The sequence below is a fragment of the Paenibacillus sp. FSL M7-1046 genome (assembly GCF_038007405.1).
GTDB lineage: Bacteria > Bacillota > Bacilli > Paenibacillales > Paenibacillaceae > Paenibacillus_AQ.
Map to the genome: position 1 here is coordinate 718,952 of NZ_JBBOXB010000001.1, position 21,813 is coordinate 740,764.

Below are 21,813 nucleotides of genomic sequence, written 5' to 3' on the forward strand. Positions count from 1 at the left end.
GGGAGAAGCAAGTAAACCGGTTGTTTCCCTTAAGCGATCGAGTCCAAAATGCATGATTGCCTCTATAGTTCAGTTCCCTATTCCCGCCAGTTCCACAGCCGAACTTCCCCAATCCGGATATTGCTGATCCATGTATCCTCCCGGAGCTTCAGGAGCTCCTTTACCGGACCCGTAACAACAACTCCATACAGCTTAACGCCGTGCTCCCCGAGATAACTTATGGATTCATCCAGATTAATGAATGGGGCTACGTTGTTTGATATTTTTTTATGCTGCTGCATTAGCCGCAAGGTATCCATGAAGTTCTCCTCACGCAAAGCGCCGTCCCCGTAGGATTCAACAGGTGGAGAGACCGAACTGCTTGAAGTCACCTTGCTGAACCAGCCCGATTTCTCTTCCGAGATCTTTGTTACCTTCATGTCATCGGCATGCCACAGCGGTGTATAAGGAAATCCAAGGGGAGTGCCGGCAAAGCGTTCACGCAAGAATTGACCGGCATCTGCAGCGAACCACACAGGCAGCAGATTCAATGGCTCCAGCTTCTTCAGCAGCTCATCCGTTGTGTATAACCGGTCTAAAGACAGATAAGCCTCAGCCACGGTGCCCTCGTGAAGCTTCTCCAGCATCCGCCACTCCACCCCGTCGCTGCGCAGACTGCCTGAGTTCTTCCCTGTTTCCGGGTATTGAAAGTAATAATTCCCGCCACTCCGTTCATCCGTCCAGGAGAACTTGCCTACACCGCCCAGCCCCAGCAGAAACGGAGTGGAGTAGCTTCCCACATCCACCGTTTCCCCGCCGATTTGCTTCAGCAGCTTACCTGACATTTCCATTCTGAAAAAGAACTTCGTGTTGCTGCTCAAATGGACAATCGTATTCGGGCGGGAGACAGCTACCGCTGATGATACTACATCACTGTAAGTCTCCCCCCGGCCACCGGTACTATAGAACACTGCAGTGATAATACCGCTGATGATCCAAAATGCCAGAAATGCCGCCAGTACAGTAAACGTATTGGCTATTCGCGCCCTCCATTTGCCGCGGCGTATAATGCCCTTTTCCCTGCCGGACGCAGATTTCCTCTTTCTTTTTCCCTTTCCCTTACCCTTGCTCTTGCCGTCGGAGAGATCTACCTCCTGATGTTCAGACATGTGGTCTTCCCGTTCCATCAGCTCATCCACATAGACCTGATAGGCCTCCAGCTTCTCCAGCTCTTGCTCCAGTTCAGTCCGTTCCTCTTCCGGCAGCGTCCCCTCGCTGTACTTCCGCAGCTTCTCCTTGAACTCCTCACTCATGCCTGCTCCTCCTCCGCTCTGCCTCCCGCAGCCGCTGTCTGGCGCGGAATAACAATATTTTATATTGAGACAGCCCCACATCCATGATCTCCGCCGCTTCCTTGTAAGACATTCCGTGAAAATCGTACAACAGCAGCGCGTGGCGCTGCCCCTCCGGCAGGCTGTCTACAGACAGGGCCATCTCTTCCAGACGTTCCTGCCGCAGCAGGGTGCCTTCGGTCGTATCCGGATGGGCCAGCTCATTGAAATAACCCGCTTCTTTGGTGACACTCCGGCTCTCTTTCCGCTTGTAATCCACAAAAGCATTATAGGCAACGCGGAACAGCCACGGCTTGATGGTGTCTTCACGGCAATTCTCCAGGTACAGATAAGCCCGGTAAAAAGTCTCCTGCATTAAATCTTCGGCCACATGGTGATCATGACAGAGGGAGCGCAAATAGCGGTAAATATCCTGAACATAACTCTCATAAAGATCATCCAGCGAATTTGGCTTCATTCCCTCCCCCCTTACTCTAACCACGTATAAGATTGGAAAAAGTTACATGGTCAGGATAATAATTTTTTTTGCTTATTAAACAGGTGAAGAGCAAAAGGCCAATCAGATATTCATCCAAGATGAATCAATCACGATAACCCGGTCCATCGATGCAAAAAATACCGCGTACCATCTTTCGGTAGGCAGACGGGTGCCCTAACCAAGATAATGAAACGTAAATACAAAAAGATAGCCCGGTGTCTCCAGGACCCGGGCTTCTTTGCCAAATAAAATCAGTAAAATCCAATCGTGGACGAGCCGTCCTTCATCCATTCGCGCTTGCGTCCTTTGTCCAGCTCCCCGCGCATTCCGCGGACAAGCGCCTCCACATCGGCTCTGCCGTTCTCATGCCATTCCAGTGCCGCACTGACATACAGCTCGCCAAGCTGGGTCAGGGAGAAATCTCCGGTCAAGCGTACGGCCAGGTCAACTCCCTCATCACCGGCAAAGGTGGAGAAGCCGCGCAGCCGCAAATACTCCAGCCTTAGCTCCTCATTCGGCATTTTGATCTCATAGGCCCGGTCAAAACGTCCGGCGCGGTTCATCAGTCCGGGATCTATCTTCTCCGGATAGTTGGTCGTGCCAATCAGAAAGATACCTTCCTTGGAGGTCGCCCCGTCCAAAGTGTTCAGGAAAAAGGATCTGACCTCCTGTGGCATGGAGTCGATGTCCTCAATCACCAGCACCATCGGTGCCAGCCGGGCTGCGGCTTCAAACACCTCGCCTACCGACTCGCTGCTTGTATATTCGGTGATCTGCCAATAGATCACCGGTCCGGGCACACTTCCGGCGATGGACTTGACGAGCGTCGTCTTGCCGTTGCCCGGATGCCCGTAGAGCAGAATCCCCCGTTTATAAGGGATGTCATAGGTCACATAGAAGCTGCGGTCCGAATCGAAAAACTGGTCGAGCGAGCGGTAGATTTCCTTTTTGATCGCGACATCCAGCACCACTTCCTCCCGTCCGACAGAACGGGTGATTGGCTCATCTTCCCGGAAAATACCATTGCGCCGATCGGTGAACACTGTCACCTTATTGATATTCTGCTCCCGCTGCCGCGTGCGCACATTGCTCAGGAAAGCCTGCAGCTGCGCGTCGGAGGCGGCAAATACAAAATCCTGAAAGTTGATGCCGTTCTCCTGAAATACGGGCACGCGTGCCAGCGCCACGCCCATGGCAGGATAAGCCAGCACATTGTTGCGGATCGACAGGTGAATATTATATTCCGGCTGCTCCTTGTCATCGTCGTAGACAAAGGTACGGTCCTCCAGCCGGTCAAATATCCGCGCCACATGCTCTACTCCGGGATTGCCGGACTGCACATCATTCTCCAGCAGCTTCCAATACTCACTATTGGGGTCGTCGCTGGCGTACAGCTCATAGCGGACACCATAGCGGGCATAAAGAGCTTCAAGGATACCGTCTACTAGGCGGGCGTAGACGTCGTACCCTTTGATCATGCCACTCGTGCCTCCATCGTATTCGTAAATCACAGCCTGTTTCTTGCACTCCTGCTCCATCCTATTTGGTCCCCTTTATCGCTGCGAGCGGCTTGCACTTGGCCACAACGGCAGCCAGGCCGGCGCCCGTAACGCTTTCTATGATCTCATCTACATTCTTATAGGCTTGGGGAGATTCGTCAATGATAGATTCCAGGGAATGCTGGTTTACTACAATCTCATCTTCTTTGCCTACCTTTAACGACTGGGAAAATTCATGAACAGACACCAGCCGTTTCGTTGCCGTGCGTGAACGGATCCGCCCTGCACCGTGGCAGATGGAATAAAAGTTCTCTTCCCCGCCGGGCTGACCGACCATGATATAAGAGGCGGTGCCCATTGAGCCGGGAATCAGCGCCGGGTGGCCGGTCGCGGCATAGGGCCGCGGATTGTCCGGATGCTGAGCCGGCAAGGCACGGGTTGCCCCCTTGCGGTGCACAAATTTGGTCCCCGAAGAGGTCTCTTCCTTCCAGGCATAATTGTGCATCAGGTCATACAGGGTGCGCAGCTCACATTTCGTGCCGAACACCTCACGGAACGCTTCGCGGACACCGTAGGCGATCAGATGCCGGTTCACGACAGCGTAGTTCAAGGCGGAGTACATCAGATTAACATAACGCTGGCCTTGCGGATGTTCCAGCGGGGCAAAGATCAGGCGCGGATCGGCGCTGCCAAGTCCTAGCTGCCCCATCACCTTGGCGAAGGCCGGAGTGCAGAACTGGTTGACCATGCCGCCCCAGGCCCGTGAGCCGGAATGGATCATCACGGCAACCTGCCCGTCCTGCAGCCCCCAGGCTTCCGCCACCTCCCGCTGTTCCTCCGCAATCTCAATCGCCTGAATCTCGACGAAATGATTGCCTCCTCCAAGGGTACCCAGCTGGCGGTGTCCGCGGTGCCAGGCCATATCGGGCAGCTCATTCAGGATCTCCTCGTCAAACGCCAGCTTGCTGATCTCCACATGGGAAAGCGCGCTTGATTTCTTCGGAGTGTAGCTGTCGGGCACATATTTATTCGGCAGCCCGTGTAGCCCCTTGCGGACCACATTCTCCAGCCGGATATCGCTGTAATGGCCCCGCTGCTGCGCCTCCATCGGCAAATATTTCTCGATGGCGCGGACCAGCTTTCTCCGCAGCTTAACCTCACGCAGATCATCCTTGTGCAGATTGGTGAGATGCACGCGCATTCCGCAGCCGATGTCGCTGCCCACGATAGAGGGCGACACATATCCTCCTGCCGCATCCCATACCGCAGTTGTGCCGATGCAGGTGCCGACGCCTACATGTACATCCGGTGTGTAGCTCATATATTCAATATTCGGGATTTGCAGGTTGTTGTTCGCCATTTCCATGACCTTATAGTCCAGTGTGGCAAATAATTGCCCGCTGGCATAGACCTTCAGGTCGCCTCCCGGAAGAGCCACCCGGTGTTTATATTGCGGCTCATCGAAGCCCGCTTGTTGTGAATTACTATTCATAAGTTATTTTCAATTCCTCTCAAGTTCGTTAATAAGTTAAATTAAATTATCTTTCCGTTCGTGAAATTTTTAGTGTTTCAGGTACGCAAAAAAAGCCGCAGATCAGTTCTGATCCACGGCTCCCGAAGAGCTAATCATTGCTTCAAAATTACCTAACATAATTTAAAGCTTACCCATGTGTGCAAGAATGCGACAGGATGAGCCAAGGGCACATCATGTCTCCCGGACGAAGGCGATGAGATCAGATGGTTCATATGCGGTTGTAATGTGGCAAGGCAACAATTCCAGTACAATAGTTCCAATCATGGCCCATCGGCCTCCCTTCTCTAAATGATAAACCCAATAATATATGGGTCTGCTGCAGATTGTCAACCCTAATATTGGAAGTCCTGTCCGCCAGGCTGCAAAAAAATCCGCAGAATCTACTGAATTCTGCGGCTCGCCTGCGCAAAAAATACATCAAAAGGACTATTTCCCCTGCACGCAAAAAAAGAAGACACCCTCTCAGGCGCCCTCTTCATAGGTTATTTGTTTATTTGAATTTATGCCAATCCTGTTTGCTGTTCTCCAGCAAATGGGCAAAATCATTCTCCAGCCGCTTCTGCTCGGCTTTCCGCTGATCCTCTACCGCTTTGCGGGCTGCCTCTTTCTTGTCATTCTCCTCGGCTTTGAGCGCATCGGACTGCGCCTTCAGCTTGTCAAGCACATCACTGCTAAGGAGATCCCGGAGTGTTGCCGGAGCATCCGATGCAGCGGGACGTGGAGCAGGGGTTATTTTCTTTTTTTTGGCCATGTAGCTCATCCTTTCGGGTATTGCATGTAGTTCAAATTTGTTTTAGTTATAGGTCTTTTCGTTTATAATGTTCAGTAAGAGGTGAGCCTTATGAAATCCATAGATTTGTGTCCAAAGTTACAGAAAAGCATGGATATCATCGGCAGACGTTGGACAGGCTTAATCATCTATCAGCTCCTTCAGGGACCACAGCGCTTCAGTGTTATCGAGTCTTCTCTGCCCGTCAGCGGCAGACTCTTGTCCGAACGGCTTAAGGAACTGGAGCTGGAAGGCATTGTCCTCCGCGAAGTATTTCCCGAGACACCCGTAAGAATTCAATACTCCTTGACGGATAAAGGGCGGGCGCTGGAATCGGTCATCCGTGATCTGCAGGAATGGTCGGAATCCTGGATTGAACCGGAAGGCTGCGGGCCTGAAGGAATTCCTCCAGAGTAAGGGTTAGCCTTCTCATAGTGCACAAACAATCGTGCGCTGTTCCTTACAGCTTGCGGCCGATAATGACCAGATCACGTTGAATGCCGTCCATTTCAGCAACTCCAGGCAGCAGCCCCCATTGTTCAAAACCAAATTTCCGCAGCAGAGCCAGGCTTGGCTCGTTGTGGCCGAATACAAAACCAACTAAATTCTGAAGACCAAGGCGCGGGCATTCTTCCAGTGCCTTGGTCAGCAGGATACTCCCGGCACCGCTGCCGCGGAACTTCCCGCTTACATATACACTGACTTCTGCGGTTCCATTATAGGCGGGACGGCCATAGAACGACTGGAAGCTGAACCAGGCGGCAACCTCGCCGTCCTGCTTCAGTACCCACAGCGGACGATGATGGCTGTTATGCTCATGGAACCAGTGCAAACGGTCCTCCACCCGAACCGGCTCCAGGTCGGCAGTAACCATCCGTCCGGCTACCGTTGAATTATAAATCTCCACAATTGCCCCTAAATCCTCTAGTGTTGCATCTTCAATGCTGTAATTGTGCCAAGCCATTCTTCAGATCCTCCTAAAAGTTGTGTAAGCCCTTAGCTGCTCCGGTCTGTTCCAGGCTCCACTGCCACAAACGTTCGGCATCTTCCTGATTCAGTGCCCGCGGTGACAGCTCTTTGATCTTTCGGCGGTAATAATATTGTCCGGTCACTCCCAGCAGTTCCGGCGCCGTCGCGAGATAGATTGCCGTGTCCGCCCCCTGCTCGGGTGTCAGGAAGAAATAGGATAACAGCTTCAGCACCGAGCGGCCAAAGCCTGTCTCCCGGTTAACCCCGATACTGGTCCCCACAGCACCCGGATGTACAGCATTGACCGTAACTTCCGTGCCCTGCAGGCGCTTGGACAGCTCTCTCGTAAAAAGGATATTGGCCAGCTTGGAACGCGCGTAAGCCTTGGCCGGATTGAAACCGCGTGACAGAGTGTGATCATTCAAATACAGCTTTCCGATCTTGTAGGCCCCGGAAGCAACGACCACGATCCTGCCTTGCTCTGCCGCCTTTAGCTGATCCAGCAGCAGACGGGTCAGCAAGAAGTGTCCCAAATGGTTCACGCCGAAGTCCTGCTCGAAGCCGTCCGCCGTAAGCTCACGTCTAACGGCCACTACACCGGCATTGTTAATCAATACGTCGAGTATGGGGTGGCTCGCCTTGAATTCCGCTGCAAACCCGCGGATACTCTGAAACGAAGCCAAATCGCATAACATCAGCGTGATATGGTCAGATCCGCTCTCCCGCTTGGCTTCCGCCAGCGCCTCTTCCCCGCGCTTGCGGCTGCGGCAGGCCATCACCACCGTTGCTCCCTGGCGGGCCATTTCAATCGTCGTTGCCAATCCCATCCCGGAGTTACCTCCGGTTATAAGCACCGTCTTTCCATTCATGGCCAATCCCCTCTCTAGCAACCTGCCAATTACAACTGCCAGCCTGGCCTTTCCACAGCATATGTTTTAAGATTATGTTACATCAAATCAGGTGCACAAGAAAAGCCTTTCAGTACATATGGCTATCAAGCTCTATGAATCGCTCATCCTGATTGCTGCATTCCTGTAATTGTATCATTATTTGAATAGGATACGGCGTCAAACGAATGGAGTACAGGATACATCAGCTGGCAATCAGCATCTAGCGGCTCGGACTGTCTCGCGGACTCAGGAGACGTTATTTTGTACAAAAAGGACTCCTCACTCTTCGAACGGACACCAGCGCCGCTATCTCATTGAAAATGGGTTGTTTAGCCTGTTTTCCAGGCAAATAAGGGCTATGCAGTCCGCGTGGAGTGTTGATCACGGGATTTGAGCCAAATAAAGAACATACAGTCCGCCGAGCAGAAACAGCACCAAAACCATGCTCACGGATATACGTTTGGCGGGTTACCCATCGCATGCTCAAAGGTTCACGTTTGGCGGGTTACGCAACGCATGCTCAAAGTTTCACGTTTGGCGGGTTACGCAACGCATGCTCAAAGTTTCACGATTGGCGGGTTACCCATCGCATGCTCAAAGATACACGTTTGCGGATTAGCAACGCATGCTCACGGATATACGTTTGGCGGGTTACCCATCGCATGCTCAGAGATTCACGTTTGGCGGGTTACGCAACGTAGGCTCAAAGATACACGTTTGGCGGGTTACCCATCGCATGCTCAAAGATACATGTTTGCGGGTTACGCATCGCATGCGGAGGAAGGCGAGGTCATCCTGCTGGCTCCGGACCGCAAGGTCCCGAACGGAACGCCGATTGCTAACTGAGAAAACTTATATGGAGGTGAATTCCGGGAATCCTGTTCCCGGAGCTGAACTATGAATATTGGCCCAAATGTTATCGTACTGACTGTCCCCATGATCTCTCCCGTAATGGGTCCTACCAAGATTTATCCGGTGCTGCTGAAAGATGGGGAGGACTTGACCCTCATAGACACCGGCATGTTAGGCCAATACGATGCTCTGCTGCAAGCTATAGAGCAAGCGGGCGAACAGCTTTCCAGCATTAAACGCATCATCCTCACCCATCAGGATATTGATCATATCGGCAATCTCCCTTTGCTCGTCCAGAAGCTCCCCGGCGTTGAGCTGTTCGCCCATCCGGGCGATATTCCGGCAATCACGAACCGCCAGCCGATGCTGAAGATGAATCCGCAGCGGGTCGCGCAGATGCCGCAGGCATTTCAGGAGCAGTTCCATGCGTTTCTGGAGCAGCTGGCGCAGCTCGGCAGCTTCACGGAGCTGCATGACGGCCAGCAGCTGCCGTGGGGCGGCGGCATCGAAATTATTCATACCCCCGGCCATACGCCGGGGCATATCTGCCTTTATGTGCAGGAACAAGCGCTGCTGCTGGCAGTCGATGAGCTGCTCGTCGTAGACGGACAGCTGACCGGACCGGCAGAGTCGGCCACACCGGACATGCCGCAGGCGCTGCGCAGCCTGCACAAGCTGGAAGGACGGTTAATCCAGTCCGTCCTCTGTTACCACGGCGGACTCTACGACGGCAGTCCGCAGGAGCTTATCAACCAATTGACGGATGCGCTCTAACAGAGCATGTCCGGCTTATAGTCCAGACATAAATCAGGCCCGCAAGTAGAGTAATCTACGAGCAGGCCTGGTTTTTTATCATGATGGGATATCAAACGAGGAGCGGTACTAGGCTCATTTCCAGTTTGGCTTCAGGGCAATCAGCTTGTCGTCATTGTTTCCGGGCTCCCCCCTGCCATCCCGGTTATTCGTCATTACATATAAGGTACCATCCGGCCCCTCGGCCACATTGCGGAGCCGTCCCCATTTCTCCTGGAACAATGCTGTTGCCTTAGCCTTCCCGCCTCCGGATGACGGGGAGATCCACAGCAGCTGTTCTCCGGCCAGCCCGGCAACCAGCAGTTCGCCGCTCCATGGACCCTGTGTAATAAAAGCCATTCCCGACGGTGCCCAGGTTTGGCTGCCGCTATGCAGCAGCGGAAGCCTCAGACTCAACTCACCTTTGCCTGCGGTTTCATCGCCCTCAATAAGCGGCCAGCCGTAATTGGCGCCTGCTTCAATGATATTGATTTCGTCATGGCTGGACTGGCCATGCTCAGAGCTGTAAAGCACTCCAGTGTCCGGCTGCCAGGCCAACCCTTGCGGGTTGCGGTGGCCCCAGCTGTAGACGGGAGAATCCGGCCAAGGGTTATCCTGCGGGATGGACCCGTCAAGGGAGATTCGCAGGATTTTTCCGCCCAGACTGTCCTTATCCTGTGCCAGCTCCGGCTTATAACGTTCACCGGCAGTGACGTACAGATATCCGTCCGGTCCTACTTTAATCCTGCCGCCGTTATGATTGGTGTCTCCAGGGATGCCATCCAGCATCACCTTGTTAATCTCCGCTTTGCCGCTGCTGATCTTGAGCCGCAGTACGCGGTTCTGCACTCCGCCGTCTGTATGAAGATAGGAATGGTAGACGTAGGCATATCCGCTTTTTTCAAACGCCGGATCCAGCGCAAGTCCCAAGAGACCGCCCTCCCCCTTGCTGACAAACGGCGCAAGAAGCTCCAGCAGCGGAGCCTTTCTCAGTTTACCGTTCTCAATCACCCGCAGGCTGCCGGGCCGTTCGGTAAAAAAAATCCGCCCATCCGGAGCAAATACCATTTCCCAAGGGACATTCAGCCCCGTTGCTACTATTTGAGCTGTATAGGGGAAGGATGCTTTGGACTTTACAGAAGCTGTTGTTGCAGGATCCCCAGGCACTGGAAGTGGAGTTGGTTCTGCAGAGGGAGCGGGACTCGGTGAGACCTGCGTCTCTGCCTGCTGATCCTGATTGCCATCCGATGTATAATTTGACGGAGAAACCAAGGATGGATCTGCGCTCTCTGCAGGGTTTCCCGCGAGGTACGGCCCTGCACTCTTCAGCGGTTCCCCCGCATTACTGATTTCGGAAGAAGCTGTGCAGGCTGACAACCCTCCTGTCAGCAGGATCAACATACAGCACCCTAGAAGGCTGTGGTGGACTTTTCTTTTGCCGGACATGGCTGTCACCTCCTGAAAGAATATATGAACACTGGCTTCAAAGCTTGTTATGTTCAGTCTGCAATCAATTTGGGCAACTATTACCCGGCCTTGCGGTTCGCTAAACCCTTTGGGCAAGCAAATCTACAGAGACGTGCACCCTGCCGGCTAATGATCTATAATGAAAACATTGCTTTTTTTTATCGTGATCACGAAAGGGGAACACCTGAAATGAATGAGGCTCTACAAAGCTTGGCTGGGGGAATGGCGGGAGAAGGGCTGGACGCTCTGCTCGTCACCGATCCCAAACATGTCTACTACTTGACCGGGTTTGCCAGCAATCCGCATGAACGTTTTCTTGGCCTGCTGCTGATTCGCGGAGAGGAGCCCGTCCTGATTGTTCCGGCACTGGATGCCGAAGCAGCTCATGCGGCTTCCTCCGTCACGACGATCCTGACACACAGCGATACCGATAATCCGTATGAGCTGCTAAAGTCGCAATTTGGCGGCAAAACACCTGGAACACTCGGCATAGAGAAAGAGCATTTCTCCGTAAGCCGGTATGAGCTGCTCGCCGATTCTGTGCCTGCAGCGCAATTTAGCGATATCGGTCCCCTGCTCCGGGCGATGCGCGCCAAGAAGACACCGGAGGAAGTCAGCCGGATGAAACATGCCGCCGAGCTGGTGGAGGAGGTTCTGCGCCGCGGTCTAAATCATGTGAAAAGCGGAGTCAGCGAAATTGAGCTGGTAGCCGAGCTGGAATATCTGATGAAAAAGGTCGGCGCCTCCGGTCCTTCCTTCGACACTATGGTCCTCAGTGGTTCTAACACTGCCCTTCCGCATGGTGTGCCGGGAGACCGCATCATCCAGCCGGGTGATTTCCTGATGTTCGACCTTGGCGTATATGCCGCCGGGTATGCTTCCGACATCACACGGACCTTTGCCGTGGAGGAAGCGGACAGCAAGCTGACCGAAATCTACAACACGGTGCTGGCCGCTAACCTGGCAGGCATTGCCGCTTCCCGAGCAGGAGCTACCTTCGGCTCAGTGGACCGGGCAGCGCGTGAAGTGATCGAAAATGCGGGGTACGGGGAATATTTCATGCACCGTGTCGGCCATGGACTTGGCATGGATACCCATGAGTATCCTTCCCTTCACGGTTTAAATACGGATATTATCGAGAACGGCAACGTATTCACCGTGGAACCGGGCATCTATGTGCCGGGCGTAGGTGGTGTACGTATTGAAGATGATGTCTTTATTACAGCAGAAGGTCCCGTAACGCTGACCAGCTTCCCGAAAGAGCTGACTATCCTCCATTTGTAACAGCATTCCAATATAAGATATGTCCATCAAAAAAAGCAGTGAGCCGACCCCATAACGGGAGACTCACTGCTTTTTTTATGGTCACAATCTATGAAATGCTGCGGCTTTCCGCATCCTTCAGGGCCGGCTCTTCCTCTTCAGCAAACTTAAAGGAGCGGGCAATGTAAAGGATTGGCGTGCCTGCACCGGTCAGCAGGAATTTCACTACGTAGGTAGTCAGCAAAATTTCGATCCACACCTGCATATCGAATCTGCCGGCAAACGCAATGGTGCAAAAAATCAGTGTATCAACAAATGAGCTGATCATCGTACTGCCGTTGGAGCGGATCCAAAGCTGGCGCGAGGTGCTGTAGTATTTGCGGATCCACGAATACAGGCGCACGTCGAGGAACTGGCTGATGAAATAGGCAGCAAGGCTTCCCAGCGCCAGACGCGGCATCAGTCCAAAGATCGTTTCCAGCGAGGTCTGGAAAATGGGATCTCCCTGCGGTTTGAACACCAGCGCCATCTGCATAATCACCGTAGTCATCAGCAGGGTGAAAAAGCCGAACCATACGGCATTGCGCGCTTCCTTCCGCCCGTACCGTTCATTAAGCAAATCGCTGGTCATATACAGCGTTACATACATCGTATTGCCCAGCGTCATCACGATGTCCAGCGGCATAGCAATCGTCTTGGCCACTTGAATATTGGCGATGACCGTAGCAACTCCAACCCAGGCATACAGCCCCTTTTTACCAAAGAGACGGTAACAGAGCAGAAATAGGCCGAAGTTGACAATAACGAACAAAATTCCCCACAACAAATTAAACATTTTTCTATACTTCCTCCTAGTTTTGGTTACGCGGGATGGTTACGAACCGCGGATATTTTGTTTATTGGAACAAAACATTAATACTCTACCATATAAAAAGCTAACATTCTATGAGAATTTTAAATTTTCAGAAAAGAAGAATGTTGTCACTTATTTTCGGTAAATAAATGGTTCATTCGACAATTATTCATATTTTTCTGAAAATATGCGTTATAATTCAATTTTTTCACTATTCAACCGGAGGTTAATTCTATAGAATAGTTATCAATCATATCCCCGGAACGATAGCCTGATATATGACCAACATCAATGGAGTATATAGCTGTGTGCCCGCTTATAAGCGTTGGCATGGGATCGATGCATTCAAATAGAAAAGGAGAGAATGGATATGTCACGCTTTAAGAATTCAATCAGCCGCAAATTTACACTTTTGTTGTTTGTCGTCCTATTGCTCACATCTCTTGTGTTAAGTATCAGCTTCTACTTTATATCAATGAGTACCATCGACGGCTACGTAATGCCGCAAATTAACAAGCTTCTGACCGGGGCCGCTCAGGATGTCTACAAGAATTTGAACGCAACCCACGCCCAGCAGACCCTGAGTAAGAGTGCACAGGCCACCACGAATGTCGAATACTATTTCCAGGAAAAAAGAAAGCTGCATGATGTGGAGACCATTTTCCTCATCGAAATGAAAGATGGAAAGGCCACCGTACTGGCCGCAGATCACGGCTCAAAGCTGAAGGCTGAAGAAAGCCTTAAGGTATTGCCCGCTATGGAACAAGCCGCTAAAGGAAAAACGGGGCTTAGTGAAATCTATAGTGACAGTCACGGTATACATAAGACCGCCTATGTCAGTGTTCCTGGCAGCAAGATGGTCATCGGAGTAAGTTCTGACGTTGGTTTTGTTGAAGACAAGATAAACAGCATCGTTTGGGCAAGTATAGGAATTACACTGCTGTCGCTGATCATTGGAACCGCCGCCGCGACCTTTATGAGCCGGAAAATCACACGGCCGCTCTCTCAGCTTACCGCTTATAGCAATAAGCTCGCTGCCGGTGATTTCACGCAGAATCTGGTTATCAAGGGCAACGATGAGGTCGGCCAGTTGTCGGTGAGCTTCCAAAGTATGGGACAACGGCTTAAGGAAATGATCGGGCAGGTGCTCGATACTTCAGGCAGTGTCGTCGCCGATGCCAATGATCTGAAAGCGCGTGTTGAAGTGCTGGGCGAAATGGCCGAGCGTTCGGCGCTATCCGTTACGGAGATCGGCAAAGGCAGTACAACTATTGCCAGCAGCGCACTGGAGAACTCCAGAGCCATGGAAGAAATCAATTTCGGCATTCAGCATATCGCATCCGCAGCCGGTGAAGTCACCGAGCAGATCAGTGAAGCTGCAGCGGAAGCTATGGGCGGCAATGAGGTTGCCCAGAGTGCCGTACAGCAAATGCGTCAGGTGGAGCATGCCTCTCAGAAGTCGCTGGAGCAGTTCCGCATCATGAATGAACGTTCCCTGATGATTGGCGGGGTTGTCCAGGGCATCACCGAAATAACCAAGCAGATTCAGATGCTGTCGCTGAATGCTTCCATTGAAGCGGCACGCGCAGGCGAGCATGGCCGCGGTTTTGCTGTTGTAGCCGGAGAAGTCCGCAAGTTGTCCGAGCAGTCCAAGGAATCCAATGAGCAGATCCGTGACTTCCTGCTTAGCCTGCAGGAGGATATGAACCGTTCGGTGGAAGAAATGAATCATGTGAACTCGGAAGTAGCCTCGGGCGTAGGCAAAGCGGTGGAAGCCGGCAATGCCTTTAATCAACTGCTTATTCTTATTCAAAGCATCAATCACAGCATTCAGTCCGTATCTGCCGCCACCCAGCAGATTTCGGCCGGCACCGAAGAAGTAAGCGCCTCGGTGGAGGAAACCGCACAAATCACCGGCAAATCGCAAGCCAGTGCAGAATTGCTTGCTGAGAACTCCTCACGGCAGCATGAGGAGCTGGATGGCCACTCCCTGACCGTGGAGCATCTGCATGAACAAGCGGTGAAGCTGCAGGAAGCTGTGAAACAGTTCAAGATTTAAAGAGAACCCGCTTCTTTCGAACCATATCAAAAGGCAGTCCACAGCTTATCAAAGCTTGGACTGCCTTTTTGTTAGATTGCGCTGCAATTTAATAACGCTCTTCCCCTCCAGATCAGTGTCTCGGTGCCCACAGGATAACCGATACCCCAATCACACAAATACCTGCACCGATCCAGTCATACAGATCCGGTGTCTTCTTGTCCACCAGCCAGCCCCAAAGAACGGCAAGCACGATGAACACACCGCCATAGGCGGCGTACACCCTGCCGAAAGAAGGGAACTTCTGCAAGGTGGGGATGATGCCGTACGCAATCAGAATTAGTGCACCAACGAGGCCGTACCAGAGCGGCCGCGACTCCCGCAGCCACAGCCAGATCAAATAACCGCCGCCGATTTCAGCCAGACCGGCAACAATAAACAGCAGAACCGCCAGCACCATTCTTACCCCTCTTCTCCGGGAAGACCCATTATTCTGTAAACTGCCTCCATATCAAGGCTGGCTCTTACGGCATCTGCCAGGCGGTCGAATTCCTGCTCGCGGAGCGCTGCCGACGAGAAGGTCCTGGCCAGCGGGGCAAGACCTTTGGCCTGCCGTATTCCGTCAAGCCAGGCTCTGCGCAGGCTATCATTATGAAACAAACCATGCAGATAAGTTCCCCATATTTTGCCGTCCGGCGTACCCCAACCTTCAGGCAACGTCTCCCCATCCGGTCCCGTCAGGTGGAACAGGCTTCTGACGCCTGCACCTTCATGTTTTGTCGTGGTACCCATATGAATCTCATATCCGGCAACAGTAATTTCCTCAGCCGCTCCGGGGTCAAGGCCGCATAATTGCAGCGGATGATTACCAGCCAGCGTGCCGCTCACACGCACCGTCGTCTTATGCGGCAGAAATTCCGTGGACAGGGGCAGATAGCCCAGCCCGTCACTATCCCCCGGCTCCGCATTTTCAACAGCATGCGGATCGAGCAGCTTCCGCCCCAGCATCTGGTAACCTCCGCAAATCCCGGTAAGCTGCAGTGTTCCGTGCTCCAGCGCATCCGTTATTGCTTCAGGGAAGCCCTGCTCCCGCAAATAATTCAGGTCTGCCGCCGTATTCTTCGTGCCCGGCAGAATGATGGCATCCGGTGTGCCCAGCTCCTCTACGGAGGTCACATAACGCACGGCGGTATCCGGCTCGTCCTCCAGCGGATCGAAGTCGGTGAAGTTCGATATTCTCGGGTAGCGGATGACCGCAATATCCAGCTCCTTCGCGCTGCCGGGCTGCATACGGCCCGAAGTCCCTTCCAGTACTACGGAATCCTCCGCCTCTATCCGCAGCTGCGGCAGAAACGGCAGCACACCAAGCACCGGGATCCCGGTGCGCTGCTCCAGCCAATCCAGACCGGGCTGCAGCAAGGAGAGATCGCCGCGGAATTTATTGATAATGAAGCCTTTGACACGCGCCCGCTCATGCGGCTCCAAGAGTTCGAGTGTACCCACCAGAAAGGCGAATACGCCGCCTCTGTCAATGTCTGCGATCAGCAGCACCGGCGCATCCGCCCAGCCTGCGAGATTCATATTGACGATATCCCGCGCCTTCAGGTTGATCTCGGCCGGACTTCCCGCCCCTTCCATCAGCACGATATCATAAGCCGCCCGCAGACGATCCAGCGCGTCCAGCACCGTCCCTTTGGCTTCCGGCAGAAACTTCTCGCGGTATTCCCGCGCGCTCAGCGCCGTGTGCGGTACGCCATGGACGACGATTTGCGCGCTCATCTCGCCCGATGGCTTCAGCAGAATCGGATTCATGTCGCTGGTAGCCGTAATGCCGAATGCTTCGGCCTGCATGCCCTGGGCACGCCCGATTTCTTTTCCGTCCACGGTGACATAGGAATTCAGCGCCATATTCTGCGACTTGAAGGGCGCCGTCCGGTAGCCGTCCTGTGTCATAATCCGCCCGATGGCTGCAGTAACGAGGCTCTTGCCGACATCCGAAGCCGTTCCCTGCATCATCAGCACGGCCGCCCGCTGTTTCTTCTCTTGTGTGTCCGCTTGGTTCTTCATGCTCTTCTCCCCGCTTTCTTCCTGCTGCCGGAGTACTGGCGAAGCAGTTGTTCTTGTTCTAGCATACGCCGGAAATGTAGCTCTCCGCAGAGCCTTCCGGCTACATCAGGTTGTGCTGCAGCAGCACCAGCAGGAGCAGCAGCGCTACCTCCAGCAGCTCGTTCAGCGCGCCGTATACATCGCCGGTGAGCCCGCCGAGCCGGCTGCTGATCCGCCGCGCCGCGAGATGGCCGCAGAGCACTGCGGCCACCGGGGCAAGGCAGGCCGCCGCCAGATGCTGCGGCCAGGTGCCGCTTGCCGCGCCGAGCGCAAGTGGCGCAGCGGCAGCGGCCAGTGAGAGCAGCGCGGCGGTGAGCAGCGCGCGCCGCTCCTGCCGGGGCTGCAGCTCTGCGAAGCTGGCTGCCAACCCCTCATTGCCGCGGGCAACAGGATAGCGGGCCATCGCCCGCACCATATACCAGCGGCTCCAGACCGGCGGCAATAACAGCAGCGGCAGCTCGTAATAGGTGCCGCCTTCAATAAATGCCGCCAGCAAGGCGGCCTTCAGCAGCAATAGCAGCACGCAGGCCAGGACGCCCATCGCTCCTACGCGGCTGTCCTTCATGATCTCCAGCATCCGCTCCCGCGAGCGGTAGCTGAGCAGTGCGTCGGCGCTGTCCATCCAGCCGTCCAGGTGCAGCCCGCCGGTCAGCCCTACCCACAGGATGAGGGTGATTACAGCGGCAGGCCATGCCGGCAGCAGCCAAGCCGCTCCAGCGGCGCATAGCGCAGCACTCCCCCCGATCGCCGCACCGACGAGCGGATAATAGACCACGCTGCGCCGCAGCAAATCACGGGAAAAGTCACCGCCGCCCTTTACCGGAAAACGCGACAGGAACTGAAAAGCGGCGGCGGCATCCTCCCGCGCACTCATAGCAGATACTCCCTGCTCTTCAGCTCAACCGGTATACCGGCAGTGACGAGAAAGACCTGCTGGCACTGCCGGGCCAGCAGCGCATTCATCCGTCCGGCGAGATCACGGTACAGCCGTCCCAGTGCATATTCCGGCACGATGCCGTCACCAACCTCGTTCGTAACCAGAACGAGCGTCCCCTGGAAAGACGCCACACTGTGCTCCAGCCTGGCGATTTCCTGCTCCATCCGCTCTTGTCTGTCCGCCTGCCCTTCCACGGCCAGCAGTACATTGGAGAGCCACAGGGTCAGGCAGTCTACAAGCACCGCCTTTCCCCCGGAGAGACGCTCCAGCAGAGCCGGCAAATCCAGCGGCTCCTCCAGCGTCTCCCACTGGCCGCCGCTTTCTTCGCGCTGCTGCCGGTGCAGGGCAATCCGCGCCTTCATCTCTTCATCGAACGCTTGCCCGGTCGCCACATAGAAAGCCTGACCGGCCAGCGACAGTGTCAGGCGTTCGGCAAAGCTGCTTTTGCCGCTGCGCGCGCCGCCTGTTACAAGGATGCTCATCGGTTCTCCGCCCCGGATACCCCTGCGCTTTCGAAGGTGGCCATTTCGCGCATAATCCGGCACACCGCCTCAATCAGATGAAGGCAGAGGGCGCCCCCTGTTCCTTCGCCAAGACGCAGCCCAAGGTCGAGCAGCGCTTCCAGCCCCAGCCGCTCCAGCATCAGCTTATGCCCCTGCTCCCCTGAGACATGCGAGGCAATCATATAATGGATGGACTCCGGTGCAAGTGCTTTGGCCGCAAGCGCTGCGGCGCCGGAGATGAAGCCGTCAAGTACAACGGGAACCCGTGCAGCGGCTGCGCCCAGAATAAGACCGGCCAGACCGGCGATTTCAAGGCCCCCTACCTTAGCCAACACGTCGATAGCATCGTCCGGATCCGGTGTATTGATCTGCAGCGCCCGTTCCACCACTGTGATTTTATGGCGCAGCCGCTCATCATCAATGCCAGTGCCCCGGCCTACAGCGATCTCTGCGGGAATGCCTTCCAGTGCACACAGCACCGCAGCGCTGGCTGTCGTATTGCCGATGCCCATTTCGCCGGTGATAAGTATCTCCGTTCCACTCTTCACCGCTTCCTCCGCCACGTTCACCCCGGCCAAAATGGCTCTCAGCGCTTCCTCCCGGCTCATCGCCGGTCCCTGCGCCATATTGCAGGTTCCACGCCGCACCTTGCGGTCAATCAGCTCCGGATGGCTCAGGTCACCGCCTATTCCGATATCCACCAGCTTCACTTCTGCCCCGCCTTGGCGGGCCAGCACATTCACCGCCGCGCCGCCGCTGAGGAAATTATGGGCCATCTGCACCGTAACCTCCTGCGGAAATGCGCTGACTCCCTCACTGCAGACACCATGGTCTGCAGCCATAACCACTACGGTGCGTTTGCCGTAGCTTGGCTGTTCCACACCGGAGATTCCCGCCAGCCGGACGGCCAATGCCTCCAGCCGGCCAAGGCTTCCCGGCGGCTTAGTCAGACTGTTCAGCCGGTCCCCGGCGCGCAGTATCGCTTGTTCATCGGCGGGGACAATCCGCCCGATCACTTCTTCCAATGCTGAAATCATAGTTACTCCTCCTGTTTCTTCTATTACAACTCTATTTGAATAACCGTAGCTCCACGGCACAAAGCCCCCTTCTCCAAAGAAGGGGGCTTTGTGCTGCCACTGCTGCTGCCGCGAACTATTTTAGTGCATACCCCTATTTCTTCCTTAAGGATTATAGGTGATATAGCAGGATCATACAATTACATTTTTACCTTCATGCGCTTGGAAAGCTGTCTATACCGCTGCTTCCGGGTGCAGAGCTTCAATACTGTCTTGCGGAGAACTTCTTCACACGTATGATCATTTGCATTTACGCTTGCATTTTCGTTTACATTCATATTCTTACTTTCATAAACCCTTCCATCCGCTCCAGCGCTTCGGTCAGCCTCTCTGTGGATGTCGCATAGGAGCAGCGGATATGCCCCTCGCCGCCGCTTCCGAACACATGTCCCGGAACTGCGGCGACTCCAGCCTCCCGCAGGAGGCGCAAAGCAAATTCTTCCGATTTCAGTCCGGTATGAGCGATCGACGGGAAGGCATAGAACGCACCTTGCGGCTGATGGCAGTGAAGTCCGATGGTTCTGAGGCCCTCCACAAACAGGGTTCTGCGCTGGCGGAAGCATGCCTTCATCCGGTCTTTGTCGGGCAGCCCGCTGCGCAGGGATTCGATGGCGGCAATCTGTCCCAGCACCGGCGCGCACATCGCGGTATACTGATGTATCTTCAGCATCGCTGCCAGCAGCTCATGGTTCCCGCAGACATAACCGACGCGCCAGCCGGTCATGGCGAATGCCTTCGAGAAGCCGCTGATCACTATCGTCCGCTCCTGCATGCCGGGGAGCGAAGCGATACTAACATGAGTGCTGTCATAGGTAAGCTCCGCATAGATTTCATCCGAAAGCACGAGCAGATTATGCTCTTTTACAACTTCTGCAATCGGCAGCCAGTCCTCATAGGACATGACTGCTCCCGTAGGATTATTCGGGAAATTCACTACCAGCAGCTTCGAGCGTGGGGTGATGGCCTTACGCAGCGCTTCCGCTGTAAGCTTGAAGCCCTGTTCTGCCGTAGCTTCCACCTCAACCAGCGCCCCTCCGTTTAAGTGGGCAATCGGCGAATAGGCAATATAACTGGGAGAAGGGATGATGATCTCATCACCCGGAGCCGTGAAAGCGCGCAGTGCCAGATCAAGGGCTTCGCTGCTGCCCACCGTAACCATGATCTCGTCCGCCGGATGATACTGCAGTCCAAAGCTGCTCCCCAGATATTGGGCGATCTCTTCTCTAAGCTCCAGCAGTCCGGCATTCGGGGTGTACATCGTTTCCCCGCGGTTCAAAGCGCGGACGCAGGCAGCTCTTACATGCTCAGGTGTAGCGAAATCCGGTTCACCTACGCCCAGTGATATAATATCGTTGTTACCGGCAGTGAGATCAAAAAAAGCCCGGATGCCCGAAGGCGCAATCTCCCGCACACGGGGAGCTATCCAATCCTCTGCCATCTTGCGGTTCTCCTTAAGCATGACCTGCTACCTCTTGCCTTTCTTCTTCCATCTTCGTCTCCGTTACCTCTTGTGTTACTTGGACTGCCTGATTCGCTCGCCGTTCCTTCAGAGAACCCGCGATAATCTCATCCAGCAGACTGCTGAAGGTGAATCCGGCCGCAAGTGCGCTTTTGGGCAGCAGGCTCGTTTCGGTCATGCCCGGCAGCGTATTGACCTCAAGTACGTAGGGAATCCCATTCTTCAGCAGCATATCCACCCGTGCATATACCGAGCATTTCAGCGCATGATAACAGGCCAGCGCTGCCGTTTGCACCCGTTCCAGGATCTCGGCAGGCAGCTGAATTACCCGTTCGTCGGCTCCGCCCTGCTCATATTTGGAGCTGTAATCGAACCAGTCCGCGCCCAGCGCATGGATGCCGATAACGGGCAGAAGAGTTCCGCCGAGGATCGGGCAGGTAATCTCCTGACCTTCGGTATACGATTCGACGAGTACCGACTGGTCTGCGGCAAAAGCTTTCTCCACCGCGCTCCGCAGCTCCTGCGAGCTATTCACTTTGGTCATCCCGATGCTGGAACCGCCTGAGTTCGGCTTCACCATCACCGGGTAACCGAGCCGTTCCACGGCTTCCGGCGCAACATCCTCCGTCCGGTCCCAGCACAGCCAGTCAGGCGTAGGAACACCTTTGCTGCGGAGAATTGTTTTGGACAGATGTTTATCCATGCACAGGCTGCTGGACAGCACGCCACTCCCGGAATATGGGATGCCAAGCGTCTCCAGCGTCCCCTGAACCGTTCCATCCTCACCATAGGTTCCATGAAGGGCCAGCAGCGCGAAATCCAGACCTTTTACCTGTCCGATCAGCTGTTCACGCTCTGTAATAACCACCGGGACAACCTCATATTTGCTCCGGTCCAGGTGCTTCAGCATTTCTCTGCCGGTATTCAGCGACACTTCATATTCAGAGGAAACCCCGCCCATTATTACGCCTACTTTTATCATCCCCATAACCCCTTT

Annotated in this window: 20 protein-coding genes; 4 read left to right on the top strand and 16 right to left on the bottom strand. The window is 54.4% G+C overall.

What is annotated here, in order from left to right; genetic code table 11:
- Positions 1–77 precede the first annotated feature (77 nt).
- From NYE29_RS02875 to NYE29_RS02895, 5 genes are all read right to left on the bottom strand, one after another.
- On the bottom strand, positions 78–1,292 hold the full coding sequence (locus NYE29_RS02875; RefSeq protein WP_340894266.1) for an anti-sigma factor: 1,215 nt from the start codon (positions 1,290–1,292) through the stop codon (positions 78–80).
- Positions 1,285–1,788, bottom strand: a complete 504-nt coding sequence (locus tag NYE29_RS02880) for a sigma-70 family RNA polymerase sigma factor (protein WP_038587195.1) — start codon at positions 1,786–1,788, stop codon at positions 1,285–1,287. The genes NYE29_RS02875 and NYE29_RS02880 overlap by 8 nt, the downstream gene beginning before the upstream one ends.
- Before the next feature lie 272 nt (positions 1,789–2,060).
- The gene (locus NYE29_RS02885) at positions 2,061–3,347 is read right to left on the bottom strand and encodes an AAA family ATPase (protein WP_340894273.1); all 1,287 of its coding nucleotides are present in this window, start codon (positions 3,345–3,347) and stop codon (positions 2,061–2,063) included.
- Position 3,348: 1 nt separating this feature from the next.
- Positions 3,349–4,800, bottom strand: coding sequence for an RtcB family protein (locus tag NYE29_RS02890; protein ID WP_038587190.1), 1,452 nt, complete (start codon positions 4,798–4,800; stop codon positions 3,349–3,351).
- Positions 4,801–5,332: 532 nt separating this feature from the next.
- Positions 5,333–5,593, bottom strand: a complete 261-nt coding sequence (locus NYE29_RS02895; protein WP_038587188.1) for a YqkE family protein — start codon at positions 5,591–5,593, stop codon at positions 5,333–5,335.
- 90 nt (positions 5,594–5,683) lie between these two features.
- Between NYE29_RS02895 and NYE29_RS02900 the strand changes: the two genes are divergently transcribed.
- A complete protein-coding gene (locus tag NYE29_RS02900) occupies positions 5,684–6,028 on the top strand; it encodes a winged helix-turn-helix transcriptional regulator (protein WP_340894275.1) in 345 nt (114 codons plus the stop codon).
- A 43-nt stretch (positions 6,029–6,071) separates the two neighbouring features.
- Here the strand turns inward: NYE29_RS02900 and NYE29_RS02905 are convergent, their stop codons facing one another.
- Together NYE29_RS02905 and NYE29_RS02910 are read right to left on the bottom strand one after the other, a co-directional pair.
- Positions 6,072–6,575 (bottom strand): GNAT family N-acetyltransferase, encoded by a 504-nt coding sequence (locus NYE29_RS02905; protein ID WP_340894276.1) that lies wholly within the window; start codon positions 6,573–6,575, stop codon positions 6,072–6,074.
- Positions 6,576–6,588: 13 nt separating this feature from the next.
- The gene (locus NYE29_RS02910; protein WP_340894277.1) at positions 6,589–7,449 is read right to left on the bottom strand and encodes an SDR family oxidoreductase; all 861 of its coding nucleotides are present in this window, start codon (positions 7,447–7,449) and stop codon (positions 6,589–6,591) included.
- Between the two features lie 918 nt (positions 7,450–8,367).
- On the opposite strand from NYE29_RS02910, the gene NYE29_RS02915 reads away from it, so the two are divergent.
- Positions 8,368–9,096: an MBL fold metallo-hydrolase gene (locus NYE29_RS02915; protein WP_340894278.1), complete on the top strand. Its 729-nt coding sequence runs from the start codon at positions 8,368–8,370 to the stop codon at positions 9,094–9,096.
- A gap of 114 nt (positions 9,097–9,210) precedes the next feature.
- Here NYE29_RS02915 and NYE29_RS02920 read toward each other — a convergent pair whose 3' ends face one another.
- Positions 9,211–10,560: a PQQ-dependent sugar dehydrogenase gene (locus NYE29_RS02920; protein ID WP_340894280.1), complete on the bottom strand. Its 1,350-nt coding sequence runs from the start codon at positions 10,558–10,560 to the stop codon at positions 9,211–9,213.
- 210 nt (positions 10,561–10,770) lie between these two features.
- Here NYE29_RS02920 and NYE29_RS02925 point away from each other — a divergent pair, with 210 nt between their 5' ends.
- A complete protein-coding gene (locus tag NYE29_RS02925) occupies positions 10,771–11,865 on the top strand; it encodes a M24 family metallopeptidase (protein WP_340894282.1) in 1,095 nt (364 codons plus the stop codon).
- 88 nt (positions 11,866–11,953) lie between these two features.
- Here NYE29_RS02925 and NYE29_RS02930 read toward each other — a convergent pair whose 3' ends face one another.
- On the bottom strand, positions 11,954–12,679 hold the full coding sequence (locus NYE29_RS02930) for a queuosine precursor transporter (protein ID WP_340894283.1): 726 nt from the start codon (positions 12,677–12,679) through the stop codon (positions 11,954–11,956).
- A gap of 388 nt (positions 12,680–13,067) precedes the next feature.
- On the opposite strand from NYE29_RS02930, the gene NYE29_RS02935 reads away from it, so the two are divergent.
- Entirely contained in the window at positions 13,068–14,756 is a 1,689-nt protein-coding gene (locus NYE29_RS02935) for a methyl-accepting chemotaxis protein (RefSeq protein WP_038587176.1), read from the top strand.
- 112 nt (positions 14,757–14,868) lie between these two features.
- Here NYE29_RS02935 and NYE29_RS02940 read toward each other — a convergent pair whose 3' ends face one another.
- The 7 genes from NYE29_RS02940 to NYE29_RS02970 all read right to left on the bottom strand — a co-directional run bounded on the left by NYE29_RS02940 (position 14,869) and on the right by NYE29_RS02970 (position 21,798).
- On the bottom strand, positions 14,869–15,195 hold the full coding sequence (locus NYE29_RS02940) for a YnfA family protein (protein WP_076112675.1): 327 nt from the start codon (positions 15,193–15,195) through the stop codon (positions 14,869–14,871).
- A 2-nt stretch (positions 15,196–15,197) separates the two neighbouring features.
- Positions 15,198–16,802 carry a cobyric acid synthase gene (locus NYE29_RS02945; protein WP_340894285.1) on the bottom strand — a complete coding sequence of 535 codons (1,605 nt, stop codon included), beginning with the start codon at positions 16,800–16,802 and terminating at the stop codon, positions 15,198–15,200.
- A 100-nt stretch (positions 16,803–16,902) separates the two neighbouring features.
- Complete coding sequence (gene cobS, locus NYE29_RS02950) at positions 16,903–17,715, bottom strand: adenosylcobinamide-GDP ribazoletransferase (protein WP_038587170.1); 813 nt, start codon at positions 17,713–17,715, stop codon at positions 16,903–16,905.
- Positions 17,712–18,260: a bifunctional adenosylcobinamide kinase/adenosylcobinamide-phosphate guanylyltransferase gene (gene cobU / locus NYE29_RS02955; RefSeq protein ID WP_038587167.1), complete on the bottom strand. Its 549-nt coding sequence runs from the start codon at positions 18,258–18,260 to the stop codon at positions 17,712–17,714. The genes cobS and cobU overlap by 4 nt, the downstream gene beginning before the upstream one ends.
- A complete protein-coding gene (cobT, locus tag NYE29_RS02960) occupies positions 18,257–19,318 on the bottom strand; it encodes a nicotinate-nucleotide--dimethylbenzimidazole phosphoribosyltransferase (protein WP_340894289.1) in 1,062 nt (353 codons plus the stop codon). Before cobT ends, cobU begins: the two co-directional genes overlap by 4 nt.
- A 313-nt stretch (positions 19,319–19,631) precedes the next feature.
- Positions 19,632–20,816, bottom strand: coding sequence for an aminotransferase class I/II-fold pyridoxal phosphate-dependent enzyme (locus NYE29_RS02965; protein ID WP_340894290.1), 1,185 nt, complete (start codon positions 20,814–20,816; stop codon positions 19,632–19,634).
- Positions 20,809–21,798, bottom strand: coding sequence for a D-alanine--D-alanine ligase (locus NYE29_RS02970; protein ID WP_340894291.1), 990 nt, complete (start codon positions 21,796–21,798; stop codon positions 20,809–20,811). Before NYE29_RS02970 ends, NYE29_RS02965 begins: the two co-directional genes overlap by 8 nt.
- Positions 21,799–21,813 lie beyond the last annotated feature (15 nt).